Annotated in this window: 18 protein-coding genes and 1 pseudogene; 7 read left to right on the top strand and 12 right to left on the bottom strand. The window is 68.0% G+C overall.

What is annotated here, in order from left to right:
* Nucleotides 1–123 precede the first annotated feature (123 nt).
* A complete protein-coding gene (locus RMP06_RS06910) occupies nucleotides 124–927 on the bottom strand; it encodes an AAA family ATPase (protein ID WP_310461039.1) in 804 nt (267 codons plus the stop codon).
* A gap of 301 nt (nucleotides 928–1,228) precedes the next feature.
* A complete protein-coding gene (locus tag RMP06_RS06905) occupies nucleotides 1,229–5,311 on the bottom strand; it encodes an LAGLIDADG family homing endonuclease (RefSeq protein ID WP_310461038.1) in 4,083 nt (1,360 codons plus the stop codon).
* A gap of 330 nt (nucleotides 5,312–5,641) precedes the next feature.
* Here RMP06_RS06905 and RMP06_RS06900 point away from each other — a divergent pair, with 330 nt between their 5' ends.
* Nucleotides 5,642–5,965: an iron-sulfur cluster assembly protein gene (locus RMP06_RS06900; RefSeq protein WP_310461037.1), complete on the top strand. Its 324-nt coding sequence runs from the start codon at nucleotides 5,642–5,644 to the stop codon at nucleotides 5,963–5,965.
* 17 nt (nucleotides 5,966–5,982) lie between these two features.
* On the opposite strand, the gene RMP06_RS06895 is transcribed toward RMP06_RS06900, so the two are convergent.
* Nucleotides 5,983–6,777, bottom strand: a complete 795-nt coding sequence (locus RMP06_RS06895) for an SDR family oxidoreductase (RefSeq protein WP_310461036.1) — start codon at nucleotides 6,775–6,777, stop codon at nucleotides 5,983–5,985.
* Nucleotides 6,778–6,789: 12 nt separating this feature from the next.
* A pseudogene (locus RMP06_RS06890) lies at nucleotides 6,790–7,656 on the bottom strand (pyridoxal-phosphate dependent enzyme); the annotation flags it as partial.
* A 44-nt stretch (nucleotides 7,657–7,700) separates the two neighbouring features.
* Here RMP06_RS06890 and RMP06_RS06885 point away from each other — a divergent pair.
* The 5 genes from RMP06_RS06885 to RMP06_RS06865 all read left to right on the top strand — a co-directional run bounded on the left by RMP06_RS06885 (nucleotide 7,701) and on the right by RMP06_RS06865 (nucleotide 11,555).
* Entirely contained in the window at nucleotides 7,701–8,327 is a 627-nt protein-coding gene (locus tag RMP06_RS06885) for an IS607 family transposase (RefSeq protein ID WP_310461035.1), read from the top strand.
* Nucleotides 8,314–10,038: an IS200/IS605 family accessory protein TnpB-related protein gene (locus RMP06_RS06880; protein WP_310461034.1), complete on the top strand. Its 1,725-nt coding sequence runs from the start codon at nucleotides 8,314–8,316 to the stop codon at nucleotides 10,036–10,038. The genes RMP06_RS06885 and RMP06_RS06880 overlap by 14 nt, the downstream gene beginning before the upstream one ends.
* A gap of 237 nt (nucleotides 10,039–10,275) precedes the next feature.
* On the top strand, nucleotides 10,276–10,527 hold the full coding sequence (locus RMP06_RS06875; protein WP_310461033.1) for an AbrB/MazE/SpoVT family DNA-binding domain-containing protein: 252 nt from the start codon (nucleotides 10,276–10,278) through the stop codon (nucleotides 10,525–10,527).
* Nucleotides 10,528–10,535: 8 nt separating this feature from the next.
* Nucleotides 10,536–10,919, top strand: a complete 384-nt coding sequence (locus RMP06_RS06870; RefSeq protein WP_473964758.1) for a type II toxin-antitoxin system VapC family toxin — start codon at nucleotides 10,536–10,538, stop codon at nucleotides 10,917–10,919.
* A 30-nt stretch (nucleotides 10,920–10,949) separates the two neighbouring features.
* On the top strand, nucleotides 10,950–11,555 hold the full coding sequence (locus RMP06_RS06865; protein ID WP_310461031.1) for an MSMEG_1061 family FMN-dependent PPOX-type flavoprotein: 606 nt from the start codon (nucleotides 10,950–10,952) through the stop codon (nucleotides 11,553–11,555).
* Nucleotides 11,556–11,597: 42 nt separating this feature from the next.
* Here the strand turns inward: RMP06_RS06865 and pbpC are convergent, their stop codons facing one another.
* From pbpC to RMP06_RS06825, 8 genes are all read right to left on the bottom strand, one after another.
* Nucleotides 11,598–13,715: a penicillin-binding protein 1C gene (gene pbpC, locus RMP06_RS06860; RefSeq protein WP_310461030.1), complete on the bottom strand. Its 2,118-nt coding sequence runs from the start codon at nucleotides 13,713–13,715 to the stop codon at nucleotides 11,598–11,600.
* Nucleotides 13,716–13,779: 64 nt separating this feature from the next.
* A complete protein-coding gene (locus RMP06_RS06855) occupies nucleotides 13,780–14,463 on the bottom strand; it encodes an ankyrin repeat domain-containing protein (protein ID WP_310461040.1) in 684 nt (227 codons plus the stop codon).
* Between the two features lie 8 nt (nucleotides 14,464–14,471).
* Complete coding sequence (locus RMP06_RS06850; protein ID WP_310461029.1) at nucleotides 14,472–14,969, bottom strand: GlcG/HbpS family heme-binding protein; 498 nt, start codon at nucleotides 14,967–14,969, stop codon at nucleotides 14,472–14,474.
* Between the two features lie 102 nt (nucleotides 14,970–15,071).
* Nucleotides 15,072–15,713, bottom strand: coding sequence for a response regulator transcription factor (locus RMP06_RS06845; RefSeq protein WP_310461028.1), 642 nt, complete (start codon nucleotides 15,711–15,713; stop codon nucleotides 15,072–15,074).
* Between the two features lie 13 nt (nucleotides 15,714–15,726).
* Entirely contained in the window at nucleotides 15,727–17,202 is a 1,476-nt protein-coding gene (locus RMP06_RS06840) for a sensor histidine kinase (protein WP_310461027.1), read from the bottom strand.
* A 190-nt stretch (nucleotides 17,203–17,392) separates the two neighbouring features.
* Nucleotides 17,393–23,308, bottom strand: a complete 5,916-nt coding sequence (locus tag RMP06_RS06835; RefSeq protein WP_310461026.1) for an alpha-2-macroglobulin family protein — start codon at nucleotides 23,306–23,308, stop codon at nucleotides 17,393–17,395.
* Nucleotides 23,309–23,381: 73 nt separating this feature from the next.
* Nucleotides 23,382–23,855, bottom strand: a complete 474-nt coding sequence (locus tag RMP06_RS06830) for a hypothetical protein (RefSeq protein WP_310461025.1) — start codon at nucleotides 23,853–23,855, stop codon at nucleotides 23,382–23,384.
* 103 nt (nucleotides 23,856–23,958) lie between these two features.
* Nucleotides 23,959–25,536 (bottom strand): ATP-binding protein, encoded by a 1,578-nt coding sequence (locus tag RMP06_RS06825; protein ID WP_310461024.1) that lies wholly within the window; start codon nucleotides 25,534–25,536, stop codon nucleotides 23,959–23,961.
* Nucleotides 25,537–25,617: 81 nt separating this feature from the next.
* Between RMP06_RS06825 and RMP06_RS06820 the strand changes: the two genes are divergently transcribed.
* Nucleotides 25,618–25,767, top strand: a complete 150-nt coding sequence (locus tag RMP06_RS06820; RefSeq protein WP_310461023.1) for a hypothetical protein — start codon at nucleotides 25,618–25,620, stop codon at nucleotides 25,765–25,767.
* Nucleotides 25,768–25,891: the final 124 nt, after the last annotated feature.

The raw sequence follows: 25,891 nt of genomic DNA, 5'->3' as shown, positions 1-25,891 counted from the left end.
GCAGGTGGTGGAGTTGCAGGTGCGGGCCGCAGTGCTCAACCGCTTCACCCACTTGGGCACCCCGGTGACGCGGGCTGTGGCGTAACTCCGTCTGGGGTCAGGGGAAACTCAGCCTCGGCTGGGTTATGCAACAAAGCCGTGCCCGTACGAAGAAAAGTCCCGTGCAGCACCGCCGCCTTCATGTAATCGAAGGGTGCCAGCTTTGATGAGTTCATCAATTCCCGGGACTGGAAAGTGCAGCCTCGCGCCAATACCCGGAAACATATCGTTTATCTTGGCACTAATCGCATCTTCGATTGTAATCAGTTCCGCGAATCGACTGTCGCCCGTGGCAGAAAGTCGCCTCTCGACTTCAAATAGTATCCCGTCTAGTTCCGTCTGATGTGCCGCTCTTACTGGCGTCAAAAATTCAGCCAATAATTTTCCGATGGTGGTTGATGTTTTTGCTTTGGCGGAATCTTCTGCTGCGTCTTCCATTGCTCCAATTCTGATTGGATCGGGAAGTAATACGCTCACTGCGTTATCTATACCGGTTGGATTCGGCACCCATGCACCCGTCGCAGTATTTAGTACAGAGAATGTTAGTTCCGGCAGTTTAGATACTGGGCTTGGCTGGGATCGCCTTAGTTCAAGCTTGCCATCCACGATGTAAGGTCGAATCTGTTGCTGATGCTTTAAGGGCATAGCTAAAATTTCGGCTTGCGTTATTCCAGAGACAACTCCTGATATTTCAACTGGCAACGCGGGGTCATGAAAATCTGATTTGGAAAGTGCAGATTTTCGCAAAAGCCACTGGATTGCCGAAATGACGTTGGATTTGCCGGAATTATTGTATCCTACTAGAGGTGTGTAGGGGCTGAGCTGGAGTTCTGCCGAAACAATTGAGCGAAAATTTGTAATTATAATTTTATCGAGGTATACAGACATGAGTCCCCCTATGGATGTGGTTTTATGAAATCCAATGAATATCAGACTTCACGGCTTTGCTATCTAGATTGACACCTAATGTCTAACCTAGTTCGTGACGCGACAGTAAGTTATTGTCGGCATGGGATTTTCTGCTTTGCATAAGGCATAGACCCTAAAACCCCCGATAAACCCTGCGTTCGAAACAGTTTAGGCACAGCGCCCGAAAACTGAGCACTACGTCACGCCAACTGACAAAAAATGCAACCGCCACGTGAAGTTCTCCACACCGCCCAGGTGAATATTCACCAATTCCCAGTAGTTACCCGCAAGCCCCCACATACCCGCAAGACGTACAGAACTCGCACCCATCCTTGTGAATCATCGTCGCGTTCCCGCACTCGGGACACGGCTTGCCGGGCATCGTGGCGCGGGCGGTAGAGGCGGCCACCGCGGAGGCCGCCGCATCCGGCGTGGCGAGCACGCCCATTTCGTTGACGGGATACCCCTCCTCGTCCAGCACCCCCAGCATCGCGTACCGGTGAATCACCAGCCGCGCTACATACGCCACCGTACTCGGCCAGACCTGCTGCCGCCGCTGCCCCGCCGGCAAGCCCGGCACCGGCGCCATGAAATGCCCCAGCGGCTCGCCGACGTTCAACAGCTTGCGGAGTTTCATCCCGATCCACGCCGGATCGATCACCCGCATGTCCAGCGACAGCAGCCGCGCCAGCCCGTCCAGCGCCCGCGGGTAATTGCCGGCAAACCCGATCGCGCAGGGCCGGGTGACCACCCCGCCGTCCGGGGTCGGCAAGGTCACCTCCTTGAGCGTCAGCGTGAATTGCTCGCCCGTGCCCGGGTTGTCGAGATCGACCGCCCACGCCAGCGTGCCATCCACCCCGGTGCGCGGTTCCTGGCGGCTGAACATCGCGTCCAAAACCGGCGTCGCCCCGCCCTCCTGCAAGGCCCCAAGCTGCTCGCAGCGCCAGCGGATCACCGCCGCCGTCGCCGCCACCACGCCCGGAAACAACCGCTTCTCCCCACTCGGCGGAAACGGCATGTCAAACGCCCGCTCCTCGGCCACCGTCGCCAGCGCATCGAGTTTCAGCCGCAGCCAGCTCGGGTCATTCGCCCGCATGTCCATCGACAGGGTCTTGGCCAGCGCGCCCAATCCCCGCGGCTGCTCCGCCCCATTCACCCAGACCTCGAAGGGCAGCGTCTGGCCGAACAGCCCCGCGTCCGGCCCCGCCTCGGCCGGCAATTCGCCGACGAAGAGCGAGAAACTGCCGTGCGGGTGCTGGACCATGTAACTCCAGGCTGGATTGCCCGACGGCAATTCCGGCCGCCCCGGCCAGCGCAAACTCGCCAGCACGGGTTGCGGCAGCCGCTCGACGCGCAGGCGGCGGTTGGCGCCGTCCTGGTCGATGGACAGCGCAGGCTGCGCCACGGTCAGCGGTTTTGCAGCGGGTGGCACCGACGCGGCGGCCGGCTCGACGCTCAGCACCGCACCAAGCACGCTGTTCGGCCGGTAGGTCGCCAATCCCTTCAGTCCGGATTTCCAGGCGGTGAAATACAGCCCCTGAAACTCCTCATACGGATAATCCGCCGGCACGTTCACCGTCTTGCTGATCGAGGTGTCGATATAGGGCGCCACCGCCGCGACCATCGCCTCGTGCGCCTCGGCGCTCATGTCCAGCGCGGTGACGAAGGCGTCGGTCAGCGGCGCGTCGGGGCCTTTCAGGTGGCGGTACAGGCGCCAGGCGTGGTCCTCGACCGCATATTCCTTGAAACTGCCATCCGCCTCGCGCTTGCGGCGGGTATAGGTCCAACTGAAGGGAGGCTCGATGCCGTTGCTGGCGTTGTCGGCAAAGGCCAGGCTGATGGTGCCGGTCGGCGCGATCGACAGCAAGTGCGAATTGCGCAGGCCGTAGGCGTAGATGCGGTCCTTCAATTCATCGGGCAGGCGCGAGGCGAAACTCTCGCCGCCGAGGTATTGGTCCGCGTCGAACAAGGGAAAGGCGCCGCGCTCCTTGGCGAGTTCGACCGACGCGCCATACGCCGCATCCCGCATCACCCCGGAAATCCGCCGCGCCATGTCCCGTGCCGGCGCGGTGTCATACCGGCAGCCCAGCATGATCAGCGCATCGCCCAGCCCGGTGAAGCCCAGCCCGATGCGGCGCTTGTGCATCGCCTCGCGCTGCTGCGCCGGCAGCGGCCAGACGGTGGCGTCGAGCACGTTGTCCAGCATCCGCGTGGCCACGGCGCAGACCTCGGCGAAACCCACTTCGTCGAACGCGGCGTCCGGCTCGAACGGGCGGTGGACAAAGCGGGTCAGGTCAACCGAGCCGAGGCAGCAGCAGCCGTAGGACGGCAATGGCTGTTCGCCGCAGTTGTGAACATAAAATCCGTTGGCATCGAACGCATGCACATCGGCAACAGTCACATCGTAAACAGGCTCAATCCCATCGTCTTCAACAGACGCAACCGTGACCACAAACCGTTCCCGGTTGAGTTCGCGCCGATATCCGCCCAGCAACGCCTCCAATCGATCCTGCTTCGACGTGTCAGAGAATCCGATCAAATTAGCGTATGTGATCAGATTATCTCCACTGATAATCAACTCATGCACAGCTTGAGTCGGATACATCTTGCTGCCACCACGACCATCGGGCATAAGTTTCTCCCCGGCAGGCCGTCGATTGCGGTAAATGGTAGCCACAATTCCAAGGCGCAGAAGCATACGCTGCGCCGAGAAAAGATTCCCAATATCAACCTGCGTCAAACGAATACTGACTCCTTTTTCCTGCTTCCCCTGAACGGAACCATCAGCGTCAAACATGCCTCGCAAAAATCCGGCGTAAAAATCGGAAGAGGCTTCCTCTATCTGACGGGTTATTTTTTTATTGCCTGAAGAAAGACCAAGTTCCAGCGCCAACTTCTTCAAAGCGCCTGAAACCATTCTTGCTTCGCCTGACGCGACAATCGGCCGCTGCCAGCCAGAAAAATCTGCCCGATGCGGCAATGTAGCAACGGCCCTTTCGGCGGCTTCCATGATGCCTCGCGCACTCGACGATATCACCCGATTCGCAATATCTCCGTTGGAGGCGATTTTCAATTCCGGCGCCCATACAGACAACACCGCCTTGTCTTCCTTGAGATGGCCGTCGCCGATCAGCAGTCCGATCAAATACCCCTCCTCGTGCGTACGGGCACCGGACCAGCCCATGCAGGCACGGTGATTGTGGAGAACGACTTCATCACCGGCGATGAGTTCGGATGCCGCAACCCACGCACTTTCTAGGACATACCGGGTCTTCTTCGTGACCCGACGTATCCGATGCTCCGCCGTCAGACGGAGCGCCTGCCCTTCGACCATGCTGACTTTCAGCAAAGGCTTGATACCAGTCTGGAAAAATCCTTCTGATTCCGTGGGGTAGACCTTTCCGTCAACCGTTGCCATGAAGGGCCGACCAATCAGGTCACACACTTGGCGAGCACCTTCGCTGGTCTGAACCCAGGTATCCCCGCCAACACACGGATTTGTAGCGGTAATCGCCTCGCAATACCCAAGATTATTGTCCTCATTGATCCGATCAATGAAGAGAATCCCCGGCTCGGCGTGGTCGTAGGTGGACCGCATGATCTGGTCCCACAGGTCGCGGGCGCGGACGCGGCGGTAGACCCACAGGCCATCGGCGCGCTCGAAGGCGCCGGCCACCTTGAGCTTGCGGCCGGGTTCGGCGCGGTGGGTCAGGTCGATCTCGCCATCCGATTCGACCGCGTGCATGAAGGCATTCGTGACGCCCACCGAGACATTGAAGTTGCGCAGGTCGCCACTGTCCTTGGCGTGGATGAAGGCCTCGATGTCGGGGTGGTCGCAGCGCAGCACGCCCATCTGTGCGCCGCGGCGGCTGCCGGCGGATTCAACCGTCTCGCAACTGCGGTCGAACACGCGCATGTAGCTGACCGGGCCGCTGGCGTGGCTGTCGGTGGAGCCGACCCAGGCGCCTTGCGGGCGGATGCGCGAGAAGTCGTAGCCGACGCCGCCGCCGCGGCGCATGGTCTCGGCGGCTTCGGTCAGCGCGGTGTAGATGCCGGGGAAGCCGTTTTCCGGCTCGGCGATGGAGTCGCCGATGGGCTGCACGAAGCAGTTGATGAGCGTGGCGCCGAGCGCCGTGCCCGCTGCGGAGGCGATGCGCCCGGCGGGGACGAAGCCCTGCGCCTGCGCCCAGGCGAAGCGCTCGGTCCAGTGGGCGCGCTGGGCCTCAGGTTCCACCTCGGCCAAGGCACGGGCGACGCGCAGGCGGACCTCGTCCCCGGTCGACTCGGTGCCTTTGGCATATTTTTCCTGCAGCACCTCGCGGCTGATGGGCTGGGCGGGCAGGCTCGACACAACGCGGGACATGCGGGTCTCCTCAGGACGTCAAGCGCGCCACTTTAGCGGCAGCTACACGGAATCTCGTCGAAATGTTTCTTGGCAAAGCACCGGAAAACGGAACCGGCAGAACCGTCCCGTATCCTTTCCGGATGGCCACAGACGCCGCTGGTGCTGATCGCGCTGCAGGGCGGCGGGCGGGTGTCGGGCCGGGCGCTGCTGGCGATGCTGACGTTTCCGGTGGCCTTGCACTGCCCGTGCCCGCGGCAGCGGGTGGGCGAGGATTGACCGACATCAATCCCGACACACCAGAAGGCAGTGCATCATCAGGGTATGTCCTTAGTTCGCCGCCTCATCTGGATGAGCGTAGCCCCCAGCGGCCTCGTTCCCGTCACGCCCGCCGCGCCACGCTGGATCGGCGAGCCAGCCCGGCTGGACCAGGTGGTGCAGGCACTGCGCCGGGTTCATGAGGACCAGGGCGGCCCGGACATCGTCAGCAGCGGCCGGGTCCGCTCGCTGGAAATCACGCCGGATGAGGCGGTGCTGACCATGCACCTCGGCGGCGGCCATTGCGGCAGCGCGCAGGTGCTGGCGGAGCTGGCCTTCGACGTGCTGCGCGCGCACCTGCCGGACACCGACCTCTACCTGCGCCACGAGCACTCGGGCAGTTGCCCGAGCACCTGAGTCGATCCGACCTCGGCTCAGCCGCGCCCGACGTAGGGCATCGCCGTGGCCATCACCGTCATGGTGAGCACATTGGCCGACAGCGGCAGGTTCGCCATGTGCAGGACCGCATCCGCCGCGTGCTGCACGTCCATCACCGGCTCGGTGCGCATCTCGCCATCGGCCTGCAGCGTGCCGGCGCGCATCTTGGCCGTCATGTCGGAGGCGGCGTTGCCGATGTCGATCTGCCCGGCCGCGATGTTCCAGCGGCGACCGTCGAGCGACGCCGCCTTGGTCAGGCCAGTGATCGCGTGCTTGGTGGCCGTGTAGCCGATCGCCCACGGGCGCGGCACATGGGCCGAGATCGAGCCGTTGTTGATGATCCGCCCACCCTGCGGTGACTGCGCCTTCATCAGCCGGAAAGCTTCGCGGGTGCAGAGGAAGGCCCCCGTCAGGTTGGTGTCCACCGACAGGCGCCAGTTCTCCAGCGTCACGTCCTCGACCGAGGCGGCGGGCGTGAACAGGCCGGCGTTGTTGAACAGCATGTCCAGGCGGCCAAAGCGGGCGCGGATCGCGGCGAACAGGGCGATCACCGAGGCTTCGTCGGTCACGTCGGTGGCGACAGCCAGCGTGCGGGCGGCGAGGTCATCGTCCGGCTGCGCGGCCTGCGCCTCGGCGATGACGCCGTTCAGACGCTCGACGCGGCGGCCGGACAGCACGACCGACCAGCCGGCGCGCAGCAGGGTCAGCGTCGTCGCCCGGCCGATGCCGCTGCCGGCGCCGGTGACCAGCGCGATGCGGGGGGTGAAAGAAGGGTTCGTTGTCTCGCTCATGCCCGTTCTCCGTTAAGGGGTTGGCGCCAAGGATAAAGCCATGCGCCACGCCTCGATCTGCGCCAGCGTCGCCGTCGCGCCCCCGCACACGATGACCAGCACCTGACCGAACCCGGCCAGCTCGGCCGCGTGCTGCGCGTCATGCACGGCGGCCAGCGCCGCGCCGCAGGCCGGCTCCACCAGCACCCGGTGGTCCGCCAGGAACTGCTCGCAGGCCCGCAGCGCACTGGCGTCCGACACCCGCAGACTGCGCACCGGCCGCTCGCGCCACCACTGCACCGCCTGTTCGCACACCTGCCGGGCGCCCAGCGAGGTGGCCACGCTGTCGATGCGGTCCAGCGGCACGGGGCGGCCGGCCAGCGTCGCGGCATGGAAAGACGCGGCGCCCTCGGTCTCGACCGCCAGGATCGGCACGCCGTCCCACCCGTGGCGGCGCATCCCCTCGGCCACCCCGGACAGCAGCCCGCCGCCCCCGACCGCCAGCACCACCGCGTCCGGCACCAGCCCGGCGGCGGCCACCTCGTCGATCATCGAGGCGTGGCCCTGCCAGAGCAGCGGGTCGTCGAAGGGGTGGAGCATCGCGTCGCGGGCCGGGTCGAGCAGGGACAGCGCGTGGGCGTGCGCCTCCTGCCACGAGGCGCCCTGGACGATGACCTCGGCCCCTTCGAGCGCGAGCAGGTCCAGCGCCCGCGCCGTCGTCGTCTGCGGTACCACCACCGTCACCGGCACCCCGAGCCGCCGCCCCGCATAGGCCACTGCCAGCCCGGCATTGCCGCCGGAGGACGCGACGAAGCGGCGTGCGCCCCGCGCCTGGTAGGTCTGGCAGGCCAGGCCGATGCCGCGCAGCTTGAACGAACCCGAGGGCTGGAGGGTTGAAAGCAGTGTGATTGATACATATCCATAACTGTGCTAAACTGCGCATAATGGATAGGTATCTGTCAATCGGCGAGGCCGCAAAACTGAAAGGCGTGAGCATCACGACGCTTCGGCGCTGGGAGGCTGACGGCCGCCTTGTGCCGACCCGCACTGAAGGCGGCCAGCGTCGCTACCTGCTGTCGCAGATCGACCCGGCCGCCGCCGCGTCGCGCCCGGTGGCGACCCTGCTGACCGTGGCCTACGCCAGAGTCTCAAGCCACGACCAGAAAGCCGATCTGGAGCGCCAGAAGCAGGTGCTGGCGCTGTACTGCGCCGCGCAGGGGTGGACATTCGAGGTGATCGCCGACCTTGGTTCGGGCATGAACTACCAGAAGAAGGGGCTTCGGCGCCTGCTGGACCAGATCATCGACGGCAAGGTGGGGCGACTTGTCCTGACGCACAAGGATCGGCTGCTGCGGTTCGGCGCCGAACTGGTGTTCGCCATCTGCGAGGCCAAGGGCGTTGAGGTGGTCATCCTCAATCGGGGCGATGACACCAGCTTTGAGGAGGATCTGGCGGGTGACGTGCTTGAGATCATCACGGTGTTCTCGGCTCGCCTGTATGGGTCGCGGTCCCGGAAGAATCAGAAGCTGATCGACGCGGTGAAGAAGGCGGCCGAGGATGCGCAAGGCTGACGAGCCGGAAGGCAAGACCTTCACCTACCAGGCCCGCTTGCCGGTCGATGCGGGCGCAGCGGCGGCGCTGGACGCCTACGCCGAACTCTTCGGCCGGGTCGAGCGCACGCTGTTCGCGCAGTCCACGGCGCAAGGGGTGAAGCCCGAGAAGCTGAAGAACGAGTACCTGAAGCGGTTCGGGATCACCGCCTGGCAGTTCAACGCGATCCGCGTTGGCTTGGACGGGAAGATCGACTCGGTGAAGGAGCGCCGCACCGGGCTGATCGACGAGGCGAAGACACGGTTGAAGAAGGCGCAGGCCACACTGAAGAAGCTGGGGACGGCGCCCAAGTCCGAGACGCCCGAGGCCCGCGTGAAGCGGCTGGGCAAGCTGCACCAGAAGACGCGCCGCGCGGTCACCCTGGCGGCCCGGCTGGAGGGCATGCAGGCAGACCACAAGGCGGGCAAGGTCCGCATCGCCTTCGGGTCGCGCCGGCTGTTCCGTGCGCAGTTCGACCTGTCGGGCAATGGCTTCGCGGACCACGCGGCGTGGCGGGATGCGTGGCACCGCGCTCGGTCCGAGCAGTTCTCCGTGCTGGGCAGCAAGGACGAGACGGGCGGGTGTCAGGGCTGTGTGGCCACGCTGGCCAGTGATGGCACGGTGTCGCTGCGGCTGCGCCTGCCCGATGCGCTGATCACGGCCGATGCCAATGCCAGCAAGTACGTCGAGCTGCATGGCATCCGCTTCGCTTACGGGATGGACAACCTCCGGGCTGCACTGGCGTGCGGTCGAGTGGTCGAACGCATGAGCGCCACCGGCAAGCGGATCAAGACCCGCGACGGCAAGGCGCTGACCTGGCGCTTCGTGCGCGACGACAAGGGCTGGCGCGTGTTCGTGTCCGTGTCGGTCGATCCGGTTGCAACGATCAGCACGGCGCAGGCCGGCGCTGTTGGTGCGGACTTCAACGCCGACCACCTCGCCGTGGCCGAAACCGACCGGCACGGCAACCTCATCGCCCACCAGCGCATCGACCTCTACCTGCGTGGGATGAGCACCGACCAGCGCCGCGCCGCCATGGGTGACGCGGTGAAGCAGGTGGTCGAGCGCGCCCGCGCATCCTCCAAGCCCATCGTCATCGAGCGGCTGGACTTCCGCGAGAAAAAGGCCCGCCTGGAAGGGGCCGATCCCGCCAGAGCACGCATGCTCAGTGCGCTGGCCTACAGAGACTTCGACTCGATGCTGAGAGCGGCGGCCTTCCGCGCCGGCATCGACGTGATCGCGGTGAACCCCGCGTACACCTCCGTCATCGGCGCCGTGAACCACGCGGCCCGACTCGGCATCAGCGTCCACGCCGCGGCGGCGTTCGCCATCGCACGGCGTGGACTTGGCTTGAAAGAACGCCCGTTCGCGGCCTACCGCAGCACTGCAACCGACTGCCAGCACGGCATCGCGGCGGTGCCGGTCCGCAACGGCGGCCACGTCACCTTCGCGCTACCTGCAAGGAATCGCGCGAAGCATGTGTGGACGCAGTGGGCGGCCGTTCGATCAAGCCAGTCAGCGGCCCATGCAGGGCACTTCCGGTCTGGTACTGCGAAAGCGGCTCCGGCGCCTCTGTCTCAAGCCATTCAGGCAGTGAGCGCAACCCGGAAGACCAAGGTGCGATCCCTTGGCGCGAATCGTCAGCAGCACTGTTCGGCTGGCGTGCCTGTCTTCGACGATGTGCCGTTCTGAGCAGCTTTGCTCAGGAATTGGTACGTCTGGATAGGTTTATAGGAACGGCTTCCATCTTGAGCCAGATGGGGCGGCCGGCGGCGAGGCTCAGGGGGCGGGATTCGAGGAGGGGGGTGGGGATGTGCAGAGGAGCATGCATGGCGGAGTGCATCGTTGAGGCCGTGAAGTAATGCGTTGTAGCATTACTATGCAATGCGAAACCTTGATCATCTGCCAACCAACGGCGAGGACATCCCCATGACCACACTGACCGTGACCGCCCGAGGCCAAGTGACCTTCCGGAAAGACGTGCTGCAGCACCTCGGTATCCAGCCCGGCGACAAGATCGAGCTGGACTTGCTGCCAGACGGCCGAGGCGTTCTGCGGGCCGCGCAGCGCACGGGCACGATCAGCGGTTTCGTCGGCTTGCTGGCCGGGCGGACACAGAAGATCGCCACCCTCGAAGAACTCAACGCCGCCACCGCGCAAGGCTGGGCGGGTGAGGAATGAGGCTCGCGGTGGACACCAACGTGCTGGTGCGGGCGGTCGTGCAGGACGACCCCGTGCAAGCCGGCATCGCCGCCAAGGTCTTGACCGAGGCCGAGCTGATCGCGGTCGCGCTGCCTTGCCTGTGCGAATTCGTCTGGGTGCTGCGCAGGGTCTACGGCTTCCAGCCCGCTGACGCAGCCACCGCGATCCGTGCCCTGCTGGCCACCGCCAACGTGGAAGTGAACCGGCCAGCCGCCGAGGCAGGGCTGGCGGTGCTCGAAGCGGGCGGGGATTTCGCCGATGGCGTCATCGCCCATGAAGGCGCCTGGCTCGGCGGCGAGACCTTTGTTTCGTTCGACAGAAAAGCGGTGTCGCTGCTCAAGGCACGGGGACAGGCAGCACGCCTGTTGTGATGCCCATCGATCGTCGGTAGGCTGCACCCCATGACCATCGACACCCTTGCCGCCCTTCGCCAGTTGTACGCCGCCCCCCAGGAGCGGGCCGTGCGCAAGCAGATCGCCGCCCTGGACGCCCACTGCCGGGCGTTCATCGGGCTGTCGCCGTTCCTGATCCTCTCGACCTCGGACAGCGCCCACCACCTGGACGCCTCGCCCCGCGGCGGCGATCCGGGCTTCGTGCAGATCACGGACGACGGCGGCCTGCTCATCCCCGATGCGCCGGGAAACAACCGCCTGGATTCCCTCGAAAACATCGTCACCACCGGCAAGGTCGGCCTGCTGTTCCTCATCCCCGGCGTGGACGAAACCTTGCGGGTCAATGGGTCCGCGGTGCTCTCGCAGTCCGCCGAGGACGTCGCTGCCTGCACGACCGAGCGGCGGGCGCCGAAGCTGGTGATCCGGGTCAGCGTCGAAGCGGCCTACCTGCACTGCGCCAAGGCGTTTCTGCGCTCCCGGTTGTGGGAAGCGGGGGCGCAGGTCGAGCGGTCCGTGCTGCCAACGGCCGGGAAGATGATCAGCGACCAGACGGGCCTGCACGTCCTCCCGGAGACGCGGGAAGACATGGTCAAGCGTTACGCGCCCGACCTCTGAACCCGCAGGCGTTCACTCGAACTTTGCCAACGGGATGGCCAGTCAGCGCCCCACCTTCTCGACCGCCCCGCGCACCTCGAAGCGCACCGTCTCCACCCGCCCCCCCGCCAGCCGCAGCTCCAGCACATGCCGCCCCGGCCACGGCGCCCAGCCCACGCGCCCGCCTTGCCCGATGCGCTTGCCGTCGAGCCACCACTGCCCCGGCTCGCCTTCGAACACGAGGCGCTGCACGGCGGGCGGAATGTCCGGGTCGATCGCGTAGAGCGCCCCTTGCTGCGGGCGGGCAATGCCGTGGTACTGGGCAGACGCCTGCGTGTGGCCACCGCGGCGGATCTCGGCCTGCTCGGTGCCGGCGAGGAAATGCTCGATGCGCGCCGGCTGCGCGTCCCCCGCGACGAGCTGGCGCACGACGCCAGCCGGCATCGGCGGCGGGCGTGACGGCTGGCCGTCGTGCAGCGCCTGCACCAGCGTGCGCCAGACGGGGGCAGCGCCGGTCGTGCCGCTGACCGCCTGCATCGGCTCGCCGCTGGCGTTGCCCACCCATACGCCGACCGTGTAGCGGTCCGTCCAGCCGACGCACCAGTTGTCGCGCAAGTCCTTGCTGGTGCCGGTCTTGACCGCCGCGAAGCCGCGTGTGACCAGCGGGCTGTCGAGGCCGAAGGTGATCGCCCGCGCCGCGTTGTCCGAGAGGATGTCGCCGACCAGCCAGGCGGCGGCGGGCGTGCCGACTTGTCCGGCCGCGGTGCGACCGCCGTTGGCGAGAGCGCGGTACGCATTGGTCAGCGCAAACAGCGTCACCTCGGCGCTGCCGAGCGCGAGCGCGGCGCCGTGGAAACCGCCGCTGTGGCGGATCGCCAGTCCGTAGGCGTTGAGGCGGTCGAACAGCGCGTCCGGCGTCAGCATCACGCCCAGGCGCACGGCGGGGATGTTCAGGCTCGCGGCCAGCGCGGTGCGGGCGCTGACCCAGCCGTGGTAGTCGTGGTCGTAGTTCTGCGGGGCGTAGACGCCGCTGCCGGCCATGAGCTGCGCGGGGGCGTCTTCGAGCAGGCTGGCGGGCGTGATCAGCCGGCGCTCGAAGGCCATCGCGTAGACGAAAGGCTTGAGCGTCGAGCCGGGCTGGCGGCGCGTGAGCACCATGTCCACGGCGGCCGCGTCCGACAGCGCCGACCCAGACGAGCCGACCCAGGCGCGCACCTCGCCCGTGGCGTTGTCGAGCACGAGCACGGCGCCGTCCTCGACGTGGCGCAGGCTGAGTTCGGCGAGCTGCTGGCGCAGGGCCTGCACGGCGAGGCGCTGGAGACTGGCATCGAGCGTCGTCGTCAGCGTGACGGGCAGCGGGGGCTTCAGCGTGCGCAGCAGGTGGCGGGCGTAGTGCGGCGCGTCGTTCGGCGGCGCGGGCTGCACGGCGCGGGCGGCGGCACCAGCCACCAGTGCCCGTGACGCCACCGGCTCCAGCGCGGCGCAGTCCAGCTTCTGCTGCTGCAGCAACGCGCAGGCACGGCGCACCACCACGTCCCGCGCCGCATTCGGCCCGCGCACCAGCGCCGCGAGCAACGCCGACTCGGCCGCGTCCAGCCCGCTCGGGTGCTTGCCGAGCAGCACCCGCGACGCCGCCGGAATGCCGACCAGCTCGCCGCGCATCGGCACGCGGTTCAGGTACGCCTCCAGGAGGTCGGCCTTGCGCCAGCCCGTTTCCAGCGCGCGGGCGGCAGCGATCTGGCCGAGCTTGCCGACGACGCTGCGGCCCTGCGCGGGGCGGGCGTGGTCGGTGTCGATCAGGCCGGCGAGCTGCATCGTGATGGTCGACGCGCCCTGCTTCGCGCCATCGCCCGCGAGGTTCGCCCAGGTACTGCGCGCCAGACCCGACCAGTCCACGCCGGTGTGGACGTGGAAGCGGTGGTCCTCGGCGAGCACGATCGACGTGCGCAGCGCGGGGGAAAAATCGGCGAGCGCGACCCAGGGCAGGCGGCGGGCGCTGGGGTCGGTGCGGATCGACTGGAGAGGGGTTCCCTGGCGGTCGAGGAGGGTGAGGTCGGAGGGGCGGTGGGCCGCGCGGACTTCGGGGTAGGTCGGCAGCGTCGATGCCAGTGCCACCGGACTCGCGCCCATCCACACCAGCGAGGCCATGACGGGAGCGAGGACGTGGCGAAGGAGACGCATGTGGCCGGGTGATCAGTCCACGGACTGTATCGCCCCGCCGCGACACCCGTTCAGCCCCGACGGTTCAGCGTTTCACCGTTTCCAGCAACTTCACCATCTCCCCGAACCCCCGCGCCCGCGCCAGTTCCAGCGGTGTGCGCCCTTCCCGATCCGCCAGCCGCGTGCTCGCCCCGGCGTCCAGCAGCGCCTTCAGCGTCGCCTGGTGCCGCGCCCCGCCATCACCCAACACGACCGCCTCGATCACCGCCGTCCAGTGCAGGTTGTTCACATGGTCCAGCGGCGCCCCCGCTTTGATGAGCTGCCGCACCACGTCGTCATGGCCAAGGTGCGCGGCGGCGATCAGCGCGGTGCCGTCATAGCGGCTGGTCACCAGCTTCGCGCTCGCGCCGAGCGACAGCAGCAGGCGCAGCGTGTCCTCGTCGTCCGCGACCGCGGCGATGGTCACGGCGTCGTAGCGGTCGTGTTCCAGCAGGCCGAGCGTGGCGCCCGCGGTAGCCAGCGCGCGGATGGCGTCGCGCTGGCGGGCGAAAGTGGCGACGTGCAGCGGCGTGCGGCCGGCGGCGTCGCGGGCATCGACTGGCGCGCCCGCGGCGAGGAGCGCCTTCAGTCGCACCACCTCGCCGCGGTGCGCGGCGGCTTGCAGGCCGGTGTAGGCAGCGACTTCACTGGCGCTCGGCGCGACCTGAGCCGCCGCAGGCAGCGCCGACCCCAGCCACGCCGCACCCGTGATCACCACGGCGCGCAGCAGAGCGGCATTCACTTCAACGACTCCTTGACCTTGTCGATCGCTGCCATCGCGCACTGCTCGTCGAGGTGACCACCGGGCGCACCGCCGACGCCGACCGCGCCGATCACGTCGTTGCCCGCCTTGATCGGCACGCCGCCACCGACCAGCAGGAAGCCGGGGATGTAGACGAGGTTCGCGGCAGCCGGGTTCTTCTGCGCGCCTTCCATCATCGCCAGCGTCGTGTTGCGGGCCGAGGCGGAGGTGAAGGCCTTGTCGTGGCTGGCGGCCAGCGTGTGTGGGCCGGCGTTGTCGGCGCGCTGGACGGCGCGCACGCCACCCGAGCGGTCCACGACGGTCGCGGTGACCGCGTAGCCGCTGGCCTGGCAGGCGGCGACGGCGCCCGCGGCGATCTGGGTGGCGAGGTCGAGCGAAATCGTGCGCTCAGTGCGGACAGCTTGTGCCTGAGCGGGCAGCGTGCCGAAGGCGGCGATGGCGGTCAGGGCGAGGGCGGCGGCGAGTCGGTTCATGGGGTGTCCTGTCGGGTTCGGGTGGGGTTGGAACAGGACTTCACTGTAGGAATTCGCCCCCGCCGCCGCCATGCGCACGCCTACGCGCCGCCCTCCGTAGCGCTACGGATGCCCGGACGGCGGCGCCTCGTCCACCAGCGCCGCGTAACGCCGGATGAGCTGCGCCAGCGACTCGGCGCCGAGCTTGGCGAACAGGTTGGCGCGGTGCGTCTCGACCGTGCGCGGCGACAGGCCCCCCAGCGCCCGGGCGATCTCCTTGTTCGTCAGCCCCGCAACGATCAGACCGAGCACCTCCCGCTCACGCTCGGAAAGCTGGGCGTGGCGCTCGCGGGCCTCGCGGTCGGCCTGGTGCCGCTCGCGCGAGCGGACGTGCTGGCGCACGGCGGTCTGCAGCGTCTTGATCAGCAGTTCGTCGTCCACCGGCTTTTCGAGGAACTCGGCCGCGCCGGACTTGAACGCCCGCCGGCACAGCTCGACCGTGCCGTGCCCCGTCAGCATCACCACCGGCTGATCGGCGCCCTCGGCACGCAGCCGCTCCAGCACCGTCAGCCCGCTCACGCCCGGCATGCGCACATCGAGCACGATCGCCCCGACGGCCTGCCGGTCGAACCCGGCGAGGAAGGCCAGCGGCTCGGCCCAGGTCGTCACGCGCAGGCCGACGGTGCCGATCAGCAGCGCGAGGCTGTCGCGCACCGCTGCGTCGTCGTCGATCAGGTGGATCAGCGGGGAATGGGTGGTGCTCATGTGGGTTCAGGGTTCACTCGCTCATCAGCGGCAGGCGCAGCGTGAAACACGCACCACGCGGCGGATTCGCCTCAGCCGCGAGCGCGCCGCCCATGCCCTGCGCGAGGCTTTCGCACAGGCTCAGACCGAGGCCCAGGCCGCCAGGGCGCGTGGTGAAGAAGGGCTCGAACAGCCGTGGCAATGCGTCCGCCGGGATGCCGGGCCCGGTGTCGGCCACGCGCAGCCGGCCAGCCTCGCCCTCGGTGTCGAGCGTCAACGTCAGCACGAGGCGGCGCTCGGCGGCCTCGACCTGTTCCAGCGCCTGCAGCGCATTCATCACCAGGTTGTGGACGATCTGCTGCACGGCCACCGCGTCACCCTGCACGACGACCGGCGCAGCGGCGGCCAGCACCTGCGGCACGACAGCGCGGCGCGCCGATTCGGGCTCCAGCAGATGCAGCGTATCGGCCACGACCACGTCCAGCGCGACCGGCTGCAGCACACGCCCCGCGTCCGGCCGCTCGACGCTGCGCCGCAACCGGTGCAGCACGTCGCTGGCGCGGCGGGCCTGCGCGGCGGCCTGGTCGAGCGCCTGGCGCAGCAGCGGGACGTCGGCGGGATCGTGGTCCTCGTCGGCGAGCAGGCGGCGGGCGGCCTGCGTGCTGGCGAGCACGGCGGTGAGGGGCTGGTTCAGCTCGTGCGCGATGCCGGCGGCGAGTTCGCCGAGCGTGTTCAGCCGGGCAACCTGACCGAGACGCAGCAGTTCTTCCGCACGGCGGCGGGCGATGCGCTGCCGCCACCACGCCGCCGCCGCGGCCAGCAGCGCGGCGATCAGCGCCGAAGCGCCCACCATGCGGCCCCACGGCAGGTCTGCCCAGCCGAAACCGCGTTCCACCACCACCTCGAACGGCTGGCTAGGCGACGCCAGCACCTTGCGGAAGGCATAGGGCCACAGCGCAGTGGCCGATTCGCCGCGACCCGGTTGCAGCACGAAGGTCTGTCCGCCGGACTGGAGCGACACGCGCGAAGGCGCATCGGCCCCGATCGGCCACTCGCTCCACGGCACCATCGCGCGCAGGTCGATGCGCAGCGCGTGGCTGGCCGGCTCGCCGTGCTGCAGCAGCACGCAGCGGCCCTGCGCCAGGTCGATGCGCACGGGTACAGCCCGGCCCAGCACACGCGACTGGGCATCGGCCGCCTGCAGATCGGCATCCGGCCAGGCCTGTCCGCGCTCGCGCTGCCAGACGGCCAGCACCTGTGGATAGACAGCGGACAGGCGCTGCTGCGGCTGACTGCCGTCGGCGCCGGGTTGGAGCAGGTTGAGCGTGGCAAGGACCGCGTCGTGCTGCGCAGCGCGCTGACTGAGCAGGCGGTGGGCGATGCGGGCATCGGTGTCGAAGGTGTCGCGCAGTCGGGTCAGTTCAGCCCGCGCTAGGCCGACCGCGGCCAGCAGCGACAGCAGCGCCCACAAGAGGGGGCCGAGGAACAGAAAGCGCATACGCGGAGGCATGCCGCGATGATGAACCCAAAAAATAAAAGGGTCTGCCGTTGTGACAGACCCCCCCTGAGTACATGAATGCGTCGATGAATCGATAAATGAAGCGGATACCGCGCCAAGACCTTGACATGCCGTGCCGCGTTGGAATGCAAGATACGCTCAGGTACCTGTGAACTACACCCCCGATTTCAGGGTGAATTGTTCAAAACGAGACATTTATCACGCCAATAGGCGCCTCACCGAAGTTCTCCGGCGCGTACATCGCCTCGACCCGGCTTGGCGGCAAGGTGTAGCGGCCAGCGGTGTTCAGGCGCAGCGTGTACTCCACCGTGTGCGTGCCGCGTGGCAGCCAGGCGTAGTAGGCGCGCCAGGCTTCTGGCAGACGCTCCTCGTAGACCCGCCACGCACTGCCGCTCGACTGCTCGCCCCGCGTGGCGATCTGCGCATCGCGGCCCAGCCCGTTGCCCAGCAGCACTGCGCCCGGCGGCACCGGGTCGCTGATGACCACCCAGCCCAGGTCGGCCATCGCCGTCACCTTCAACTGCACGCGCAGCACGTCGCCCCGCGTCCACTGGCCGGCGGTCTTCTGCTCGACGCCGGTGACGCTGCGCTCGATGCGGTAGCCGGCGCTGAACGGCTGTTTCAGCGGCACGGCAGCGAGGCTCTGCAGCGCGACCCACGGCTTGCCGGTGCCCTGCTGCGTGACCGTCAGCGTGGCGGGTGTCGCCGATGCAGCGGATGGCGCAGCCCACGGCAGGCTCATTGCGCCACCGCCGGCCTGCTTCGCCCAGTCGAGTTCGCGGCTGGTCGTGCCGAGCGCGGCACGGCTGCGGCCGGTGACCGGCGTGGACTCGTGCACCGCCGAGAAGCGGTCCAGCGCCAGCGTGGTCCAGACGTTGGCCGTCGTCGTCGAGAACGCGCCGCTGCGCTGGGCGTCGAGGCGCGCCATCAAGCCGGTGACGAGCCGCGGCAGGTCTTCGCGCCAGCCCGGGTCGTCGTCCACCGCCGCCAGCAGCAGCCGCGCCGCGTTGGCGTCCGCGCCGGTCATCAGCCACCACCACGCGTCGCCCGCCTCGTCGGCGAACTTCAACGTCGTGCCGCCCGCGACCAGCCGGGCACGCAGCAGGTTGCGCGCCTCGTCGATACGCTGTGTCTGCTGCGGGATGCCCTCGACGCGGCGCAGGATCGCCAGCCAGTCGATCAGCGCGCCGGTCGGCCACTGGGTCGGGGCGATCTCCAGCGAGCCGAGCAGCCGCGCCGTCGCCCGACCGTGCCGCGACAACGCCTCGATCGCGGCGAGCTTGCGCACGTCGCGCTCCAGAGAATCCCCACGCGGCGACGGCAGGCGGCGCTCCAGCCGGCCTTCGACGAAGGCGGTCAGCCCGGCCAGCATCGCCTCGCGCGGCGCGTCCGGGAGCTTCCAGCCTGCCGCGTGCGAGGCCGCCAGCACATACGCTGTCAGCGCGTCACTGCCGCCGCCCACGCTGTCCGACGACGGCGGGAAGTAGTGCGCGAGGCCGTCGCTGTCGAGGTAACTCGGCAGCTCGCCCACCAGCGCCGTCCACGCCGCCGTGTCGTGCAGGCCGATCGCCCGCGAGGTCTTCTGCTCCAGGCAGCGGTACGGGTACAGCTCGAAGTAGCGCCGGATGCCCGGCAGCGCCCCCGCCAGCGTCGGCTTGAGCGTTACCTGCACGCCGCCCAGCCCCGGCAGCGCGTCCGCGGGCGGCGCCACCGGCCAGCTCACCGTGCCGTCGAGCTGGCGGATCGTCGCCTGCTGCACGCGCACCGGGACGGCCGGCTGCACCTGCTGCACGACCTTGATGCGGTCGCGCGCCGGCTGGCCACCCGCTGCAACGCCCACCTCCTCGACACCGCCTTCCCAGGTCAGCGTCATCACGTCCTGCGGCACCGTGACCTTCCAGCGCACTTCCGTGGCCGCGCCCGCCCCGATCGACACCTGCTGCTCGGGCTGCCCGGTCAGCGTCGCCTTGACCTTCATCGCCCGCGCCGTCGTGTTGCGCAGCGTGTAGAGCGCCTCGAACTCGTCGCCGCCGCGCACCAGCGTCGGCAGGCCGGCGAGCATCTGCAGGTCCTGGCTGACGCGGATCGACGCGCTGCCCGTGCCGAACTGGTCTGCGCCGCTCGATCCACCATCGGCGATGGCCACCAGCCGGAAGCTCGTCAGCGAGTCGTTCAGCGGCACGTCGATCGTGGCGCGGCCCTGCGCGTCGAGCTTCACCGCCGGCTGCCACAGCAGCAGCGTGTCGAACAGCTCGCGGGTCGGGTTGCGCCCACCGCTGCCGCCGGGGGCGATGGCTTTGCGCCCATAGTGGCGGCGGCCGATGATCTCGTTCTGCGCGGTGGACGTTTCCACCCCCCACGCACGCGGCTGGAACATCGCCTCCAGCAAGTCCCACGACTGGTTCGGCATCAGCGCCAGCAACCCCTCATCGACCGCCGCGAACGCCACCTCGCCACCCGCCAGCGGCTGCCCGCCGCGCAGCACCTGCACCGTCGTCTTCGCCGTCTGGCGCACGCCGTACTGCGGCTGCGCGGGCGTGACCTTCACCTCCAGCCGGTGCTCGTCCAGCCCGATGCGCAGCGCCGCCACGCCGAGCTTGAACGCCGGCTTGGCCAGATCGACCATCGCGGTCGGCGCCTGGTACTGCGGCCCCTCAACGCGCCAGGCGTTCCACCACAACGTCGGCGCCTTCCAGCCCCAGTCGAAGAACGAGTACCACGGCACCTGTCGAATCCGCCCGCGCAGCACCAGCGCGCTGACGTACACGTTCGGCGCCCAGCTTCCCGCTGCAGCGTTCGCGGATGCGGAAACCTTCGCAAGAGGTGGAATAGGCACCTCGATCACCGGATCACTGCCGCGCAGCGTCACCACCTTCGCGTCCAGCACGCCCTCGCGCTCGACCGTCACCAGCACCGTCGCCTCGCGGAACGGCATGCGCACCTGCAAGCGCGCCGTTTCGCCCGGCTTCAGGTCGCGTTGTTCGGGCAGCAGGTCGATGCGGTCGTCGTTGTCCTGGTCGAACCAGAGTTCACCGCCCAGGCTGACCCAGACCGAGGTAGTCGATTCGGTGCGCTTGCCGGCGCCATCGGTGGCCTGCGCGATCAGGTGGATCTCGCCCGAACTCGCCACGTCGAGGTCGCACACCAGCAGCCCGCGGGCGTCGGTCTTGCCGCTGCACAGCGTGCCGAGATCCTTCACCTGCTCCTTCGAGTCGTAGGCATAGAAACCGCCGACCACCTTCTGGCGCGTCGTCAGCGACGTGCGCTGCTCGCCGCGCAGCGCAACCGCCTGCCCGGCCTGCGGCTTCCCCTGTGTGTCGAGCACCACCATCTGCACCGGCACCCGCCCCTTCTGCGCCAGCCAACTGCGTGCCCGGATGCCAACCACCAGGCTCGACGGCCACAGCGTCATCGTGCGGCCCACGGTCTGGCGTTCGCCGTTCGGGTCGTCGAAGCTGACCTCGGTGACAAGTTCGGCCGGCACCTTGAGCTGCTGCACGCTGGCCGGCAGCGCGACCTTGGCGGTGGCGGCGCCCTGCGCGTCGGTCTTGAGCGGCTGGCGGTCGGCGATCACCTGTTCGCGCACGCGCACGGCGTCACCATCCCCATTGCCCTGCGGCGTGAAGCTGTAGTCGCCGTAGTCGGGGAAATTCACGTAGGTGGGCCGCAGCAGCGCGTTCAGCGACGCCGCCGTGGACAGCCCGCCGCCCGACAGGTGCGTGAGCTGCACGCCGAGGCTCAGCTCGCGCGGCGCGATCTGCGGCCCGGCCGGCGCCTGAAGCCGCGCATCGACCAACGGAGTCTTGAACGCCTCGACACGGAATTGGCCGGAACTCCACTGCGCCCCGCCCTTGTCACCGCCCTTGCGCTTGAGCGTCACCTCGTAGAAGCCCTGCTTGGCCGCCTTCGGGATCGCCCAGTGCATCGACCGCGCATAGGGCAGCGTCACCACTTCGCCCGTCGCCACATGGGTGATGTCCACCGCGTCGGGCTGCTGCTCGGGCTTGAACGCCGCCAGCCCGCGCTCGGTTTCCAGCCGCAGCCAGTGCTTCATCGACACGGTTTCCCCGACGCGCAGCAGCGTGCGGTCGAACACCGTGTGGGCGCGCACGGCGTTGCGGTCGTCGAGCGGGCCACTGGCGGTCGGGTGGTTGAAGCGCCACGACTCGATGCCCTGGCTCCAGCCGCTGAAGACGAACGACAGGTCGCGCCCGCCGTCGGCGCGGGCCGGACTGCGGGCCGTCACGAACAGGCCGTTGTCGGAGAGACACTTGTCGTAGGACACCTCGAAGCCACGCGGAATACGCGCCACGCCCTGCGCATCGGTGCGGCCCGACCAGAGCACATCGCCCCGGCAGTCGTTCACCGCCACGTCGGCGTTCGCCACCGGCTGGGCGCGGTCGAGCGTCGTCACCCAGACGAGACTCGACGTGCGCCCGCGCTTGAAATGCACGCCCATCGGCGTCACCAGCACCCCGGCGCGGACGTACATCAGCGCCTCCCGGTCGAGCAATTGCCGGCCGAGCACCCGCGACGAGATCTCGACGACGTGGTAGCCCGAGCGCGTCAGCGGCAGCCCGAGCACCTCGGTCGCGCCGGGGGTCTTGGCCGTGTCCGCGCCGGGGCCGGGCAGGTCGCTGCGCTGCACCTCGGTTTCCTTGGCCAGCAGCGACAGCTCCCGCGCGCCGACCATGCGGTCCCGCGAGACCTTGCGCGGCTTGCCGTTGTCGCCGATCACGGTTTCGGTGAGGGTCCAGTCCTTCTTGGGCCAACCGGCTTCCTGGGCGGTGAAGCTGGTTTCGTGGTGGCGCTGCACCTTGGCGAACCACTGCAGGATGTCCTTGTCGGACACGCTCGCGTCCAGCGTCTTGATGTTCAACCGAGCTTTCGGCGGCGGGCCTGCGTCCTCATGGACACGCCGCACGGTGATCGGCAGCATCCCCGGCTCGGCGGCGGTGCCCAGCTCGACCACGCCGAACGGCGCCGCCGCGAACTTCGCCAGCGGCGGCATCCCGCCCGTCGCCGTCTGCAGCGGGAACGCGGACGCATTCGCCAGCCCACGGCCAGAAGCGTCGCGGAAGTCCTTGGGCAAGGTGATCTGGTAGCGCGTGTTCTCGTCCAGCGGCGCGGGGAAGTCGATGATTTCGACGGTCGGTTCGGTCGAATCGCGGGCGAACTTCGGCGCCAGCGCAGCGCCCTGCCCGTCCGCACGGATCAAGCGCATCTGCGCCGCGACGTCCCGCGCCACCGGGGCCGAAAACCGCACCTGCATCGGCCGCAGCGGGATGCACGGTGCCTCGGCCCGTTCGCGCTCGCAGGTGAACTCGGCGGTGAACCGCTGGCGCACCTCCCACGCGAAGCGGCGCGGCTGGCGCGTGAGCACCGCCGGGTTGTTCGCCGCCGCGATGCCCGGCCCCCACACCAGCTTCACCCCCGCAGCCGGCGGCAGCGGACGCTGGCAGGTCAGCACGGCCACGCGCTCGGCGTCCTTGGCCGTGATCTGCTGGCTTTTCAGCAGCGCGGCGCGCGGTGCGCCCTCGACCCAGGTCACCGGAATCCGCTCGCCGATGCCCTGTACCTCGCACCAGGCGTTGCGCCGCACGGTGTCGATGGCAACCGGGCCGTTCAGGCGCAGCAGCCAGTGCTGGTCTTCCTCGACCTGCGCGCCTTCATGGGGTTCGATCGACTGCACCGCCGGCCCGCCCGACGAGAAGCGGAATTCACGCGACCCGTCCAGCGCACCATTCAACGGCTTCCATCCGGGCGCAATCGTCACCTGACACGTCACGCCGGGCGGCAGCGTGTCGTTCAGGTCGTAGGCCCACTCGCGGTCGCTGATCCAGCGGCGGCTACCAGCAGGCGCCGCACCGCCCAGGCCTTCGCAGCGCAGCGTCGCCGGATCGGGCAACGCAGGCGAGCCGAACGGCACCACCGCCGTGTCGAAGCGCAGACGGATCTGCACCGCCTCGGACACCTCGCCGCCCGGCGTGGCCTGCACCACGCGGGCCGCCTGCGCCGATGGGGCAATCGCCCCACCCGCCAGCGCCAGCACCGCCGCCATCCAGCCCGTCACCTTTTGCCTGCGCGTCCAGCCCATCACGGCCTCCTCTGTCGGAGCACGCAGTCTATGTCGCGCGGCTGCCCTCCCGTGCCGGTCGCGCCTCGGGCGTTCAGTGCTTGCCGAACTTCTGCTTGGCCGTTTCCGTGCAGAGCGCCTGCGGGTCACCGACAAGGGTGTTGCACTGCTGGATCGCCACGGCGTAATCCGCGTCGCGCCGGACGGTGGCGGCATCCTTCGTCGTGGTGTCCACCCTGGGCGACATCGGCCATTTCTGCTTGGCCTCTTCGGAGCACACCGCTTGGTCGCTGCCCGACAGCGCCTTGCACTTCTTCATGGCCACGTAGTAGTCGGCCGGACGCTGGCGCCGGGTGCTGTCGGTCTGGCGGTTGTGCCGGGAGTCGGTTTTCCACTGCTGCTGGGCCGCCTCGGTGCAGACCGCACGCGGATCGCCCACCAGCGGGGCGCACTTCTTGATGGCGGCGTCGTAGTCGGCGCGGGTCATCGGGGCGGCTTCGGCCACTGGCAGCAGCGCAGCGGCGACCAGCACGGCCGCGCCCAGGGTGAAGAGCTTGAACTTGTTCATGGGGAACCTTCGCTTCGCGTGGTGCATGGTGAAGAGCGAGTATGGAAAGCCCCGGTCGTCCCCTGACAGCGGACCAGACCCCGCGCGGCTGTAGGACAGCGCCTCAGTGCCGCGTCTCGGTCTCGAATCCGACGATGTTGCGCGAATCCCGGCTGAACTCCACGCCGACGAGGTGGATCGGCTCGCCCCGGCCCCGGTACTTGTCCGCGTAACCCTTGGCCTTGATCTGCGCCAGCGCCTTGCCCTCCGGCACCAGCTCCACCACCTTGAACTCGAACACCCACACCGCCCCGCTGAACTCCACCGCCATGTCGATACGCCCGTGGTTGGTCGTGTCCTCCACCCGGATGTCCAGCCCCAGCGCGGCGAAGTGGCTGTAGAACACGCTGGCGTAGTAGCCCTCGTACTTCGCAATGTCGTTCGTGCGGTACCAGTCGTGCGGGATGCTGGCGAAGAAGGCGTGGAACAGGTCGCGCAGCCCGGCCACGTCCTGCGCTTGCAGCAAGCGGTACAGCCTGCTCACCTGCGGCTCCGAGATCCGCGCCCCGCCCGTCAGCACCCGCAGCAGGCTGTCGTTCAGGCTCGCCTGCACCTCCTTGTTCGGGTACTTCAGCGTGTACTCCTTGCGCCCCGGGATCGCCCACACGCTGTCGATCGTCAGGTACCCCGCCTGGAACAGCAGCGCCTCCGTCTCGATCCTGTCCACGTCGAACGCTGACAGCAGCGTTTCCGTCGCCACCGTCCTCGACAGGTCCGGCGTGTACCAGTGCCGGCTCGTCAGCATGTCGATCAGGAAGGTCGGCGTGCCCGTCTCGAACCAGTAGGGCTTGAACTCGCGGGTGTCGAACAGCAGCAGCAGATCGAACGGGTTGTAGACCGAGGTGCCCAGCCAGTTGTAGCCGTTGTACCAGCGGCGGATTTCCTCCCGGTCCAGCCCCGGCAGCTCCGGCGCAAACACCGTGTCCACGTCCGCATCGGTGTAGCCGCACAGCGCGCTGTAGCGGGCGTCCAGCGTGATGTCCTGCAGGTTGTTCAGCCCCGAGAACAGGCTCACCTTGCTGAACTTCGACACCCCCGTGATGAAGACGAACTTCAGGTGGGCATCTGCGCCCTTGAGCACCGAATACAAGTTGCGCAGGCCGTCGCGCATCGCCCTGGCGGTCTCCCGGTCGGTGATGTTGTCCAGGATGGGCTTGTCGTACTCGTCCACCAGTACCACGACCCGCGCGCCGAACTTGGCATGCGCCTGCCGGATCAGCTCACCCAGCCGCCCGTTCACCGTCTCATAGCCCACCGGATCCGCCAGCCCCAGATCGCACTGCACGTCGCGCAAGATTTCATGCACACGCGCATCCAGCTCGGCCCGGTCGCGCAGCACACCATTGCCGAAGTCGATGCGGATCACCGGATGCCGGCATGTCCAGTCCCAGCGCGTCTCGGCCGCCAGCCCCGTGAACAGCGACTGCTGGCCCTCGAACAGCGCCTTGAGCGTGTCCAGCAGCAGGCTCTTGCCGAAGCGGCGCGGCCGGCTCAGGAAGTAGTGCTTGCCGGAGGCGATCAAGTCGATCAGCAGCCCCGTCTTGTCCACGTAGTAGTGGTCATCCTCCCGGATCTCGCGGAAGGTCTGGATGCCGATAGGCAGCTTGCGCCGGGGCAGCACATCGCGGGGCGTGGTGTTCATGCAGCGGAGTTTAGTGCGCAGGGATGTCGCGGTGTGCCCCGGCAGCAGGCAGGAGGCCGGTACCAAGTGGTTCAAATTTCCGTGAAAAAAATCACGCAACTTTTTTCACTTATGACACCACCTGTCGCGCCACCTGATCAGACTCCCGCACTGGAAATTCCGATAGAAAAAATCGATCCGGCGCAAAAAAACAAGACGCAGCCGGGCGCTGTTCTCGGCTTTGTTGCATAACCCAGCCGAGGCTGAGTTTCCCCTGACCCCAGACGGAGTTACGCCACAGCCCGCGTCACCGGGGTGCCCAAGTGGGTGAAGCGGTTGAGCACTGCGGCCCGCACCTGCAACTCCACCACCTGCC

The organism is Sphaerotilus sp. (assembly GCF_031429695.1).
Classification (GTDB): Bacteria; Pseudomonadota; Gammaproteobacteria; order Burkholderiales; family Burkholderiaceae_C; genus Sphaerotilus.
Note: the sequence above shows the minus strand (reverse complement) of the source record. Positions and strands in the feature narration are given on the sequence as shown.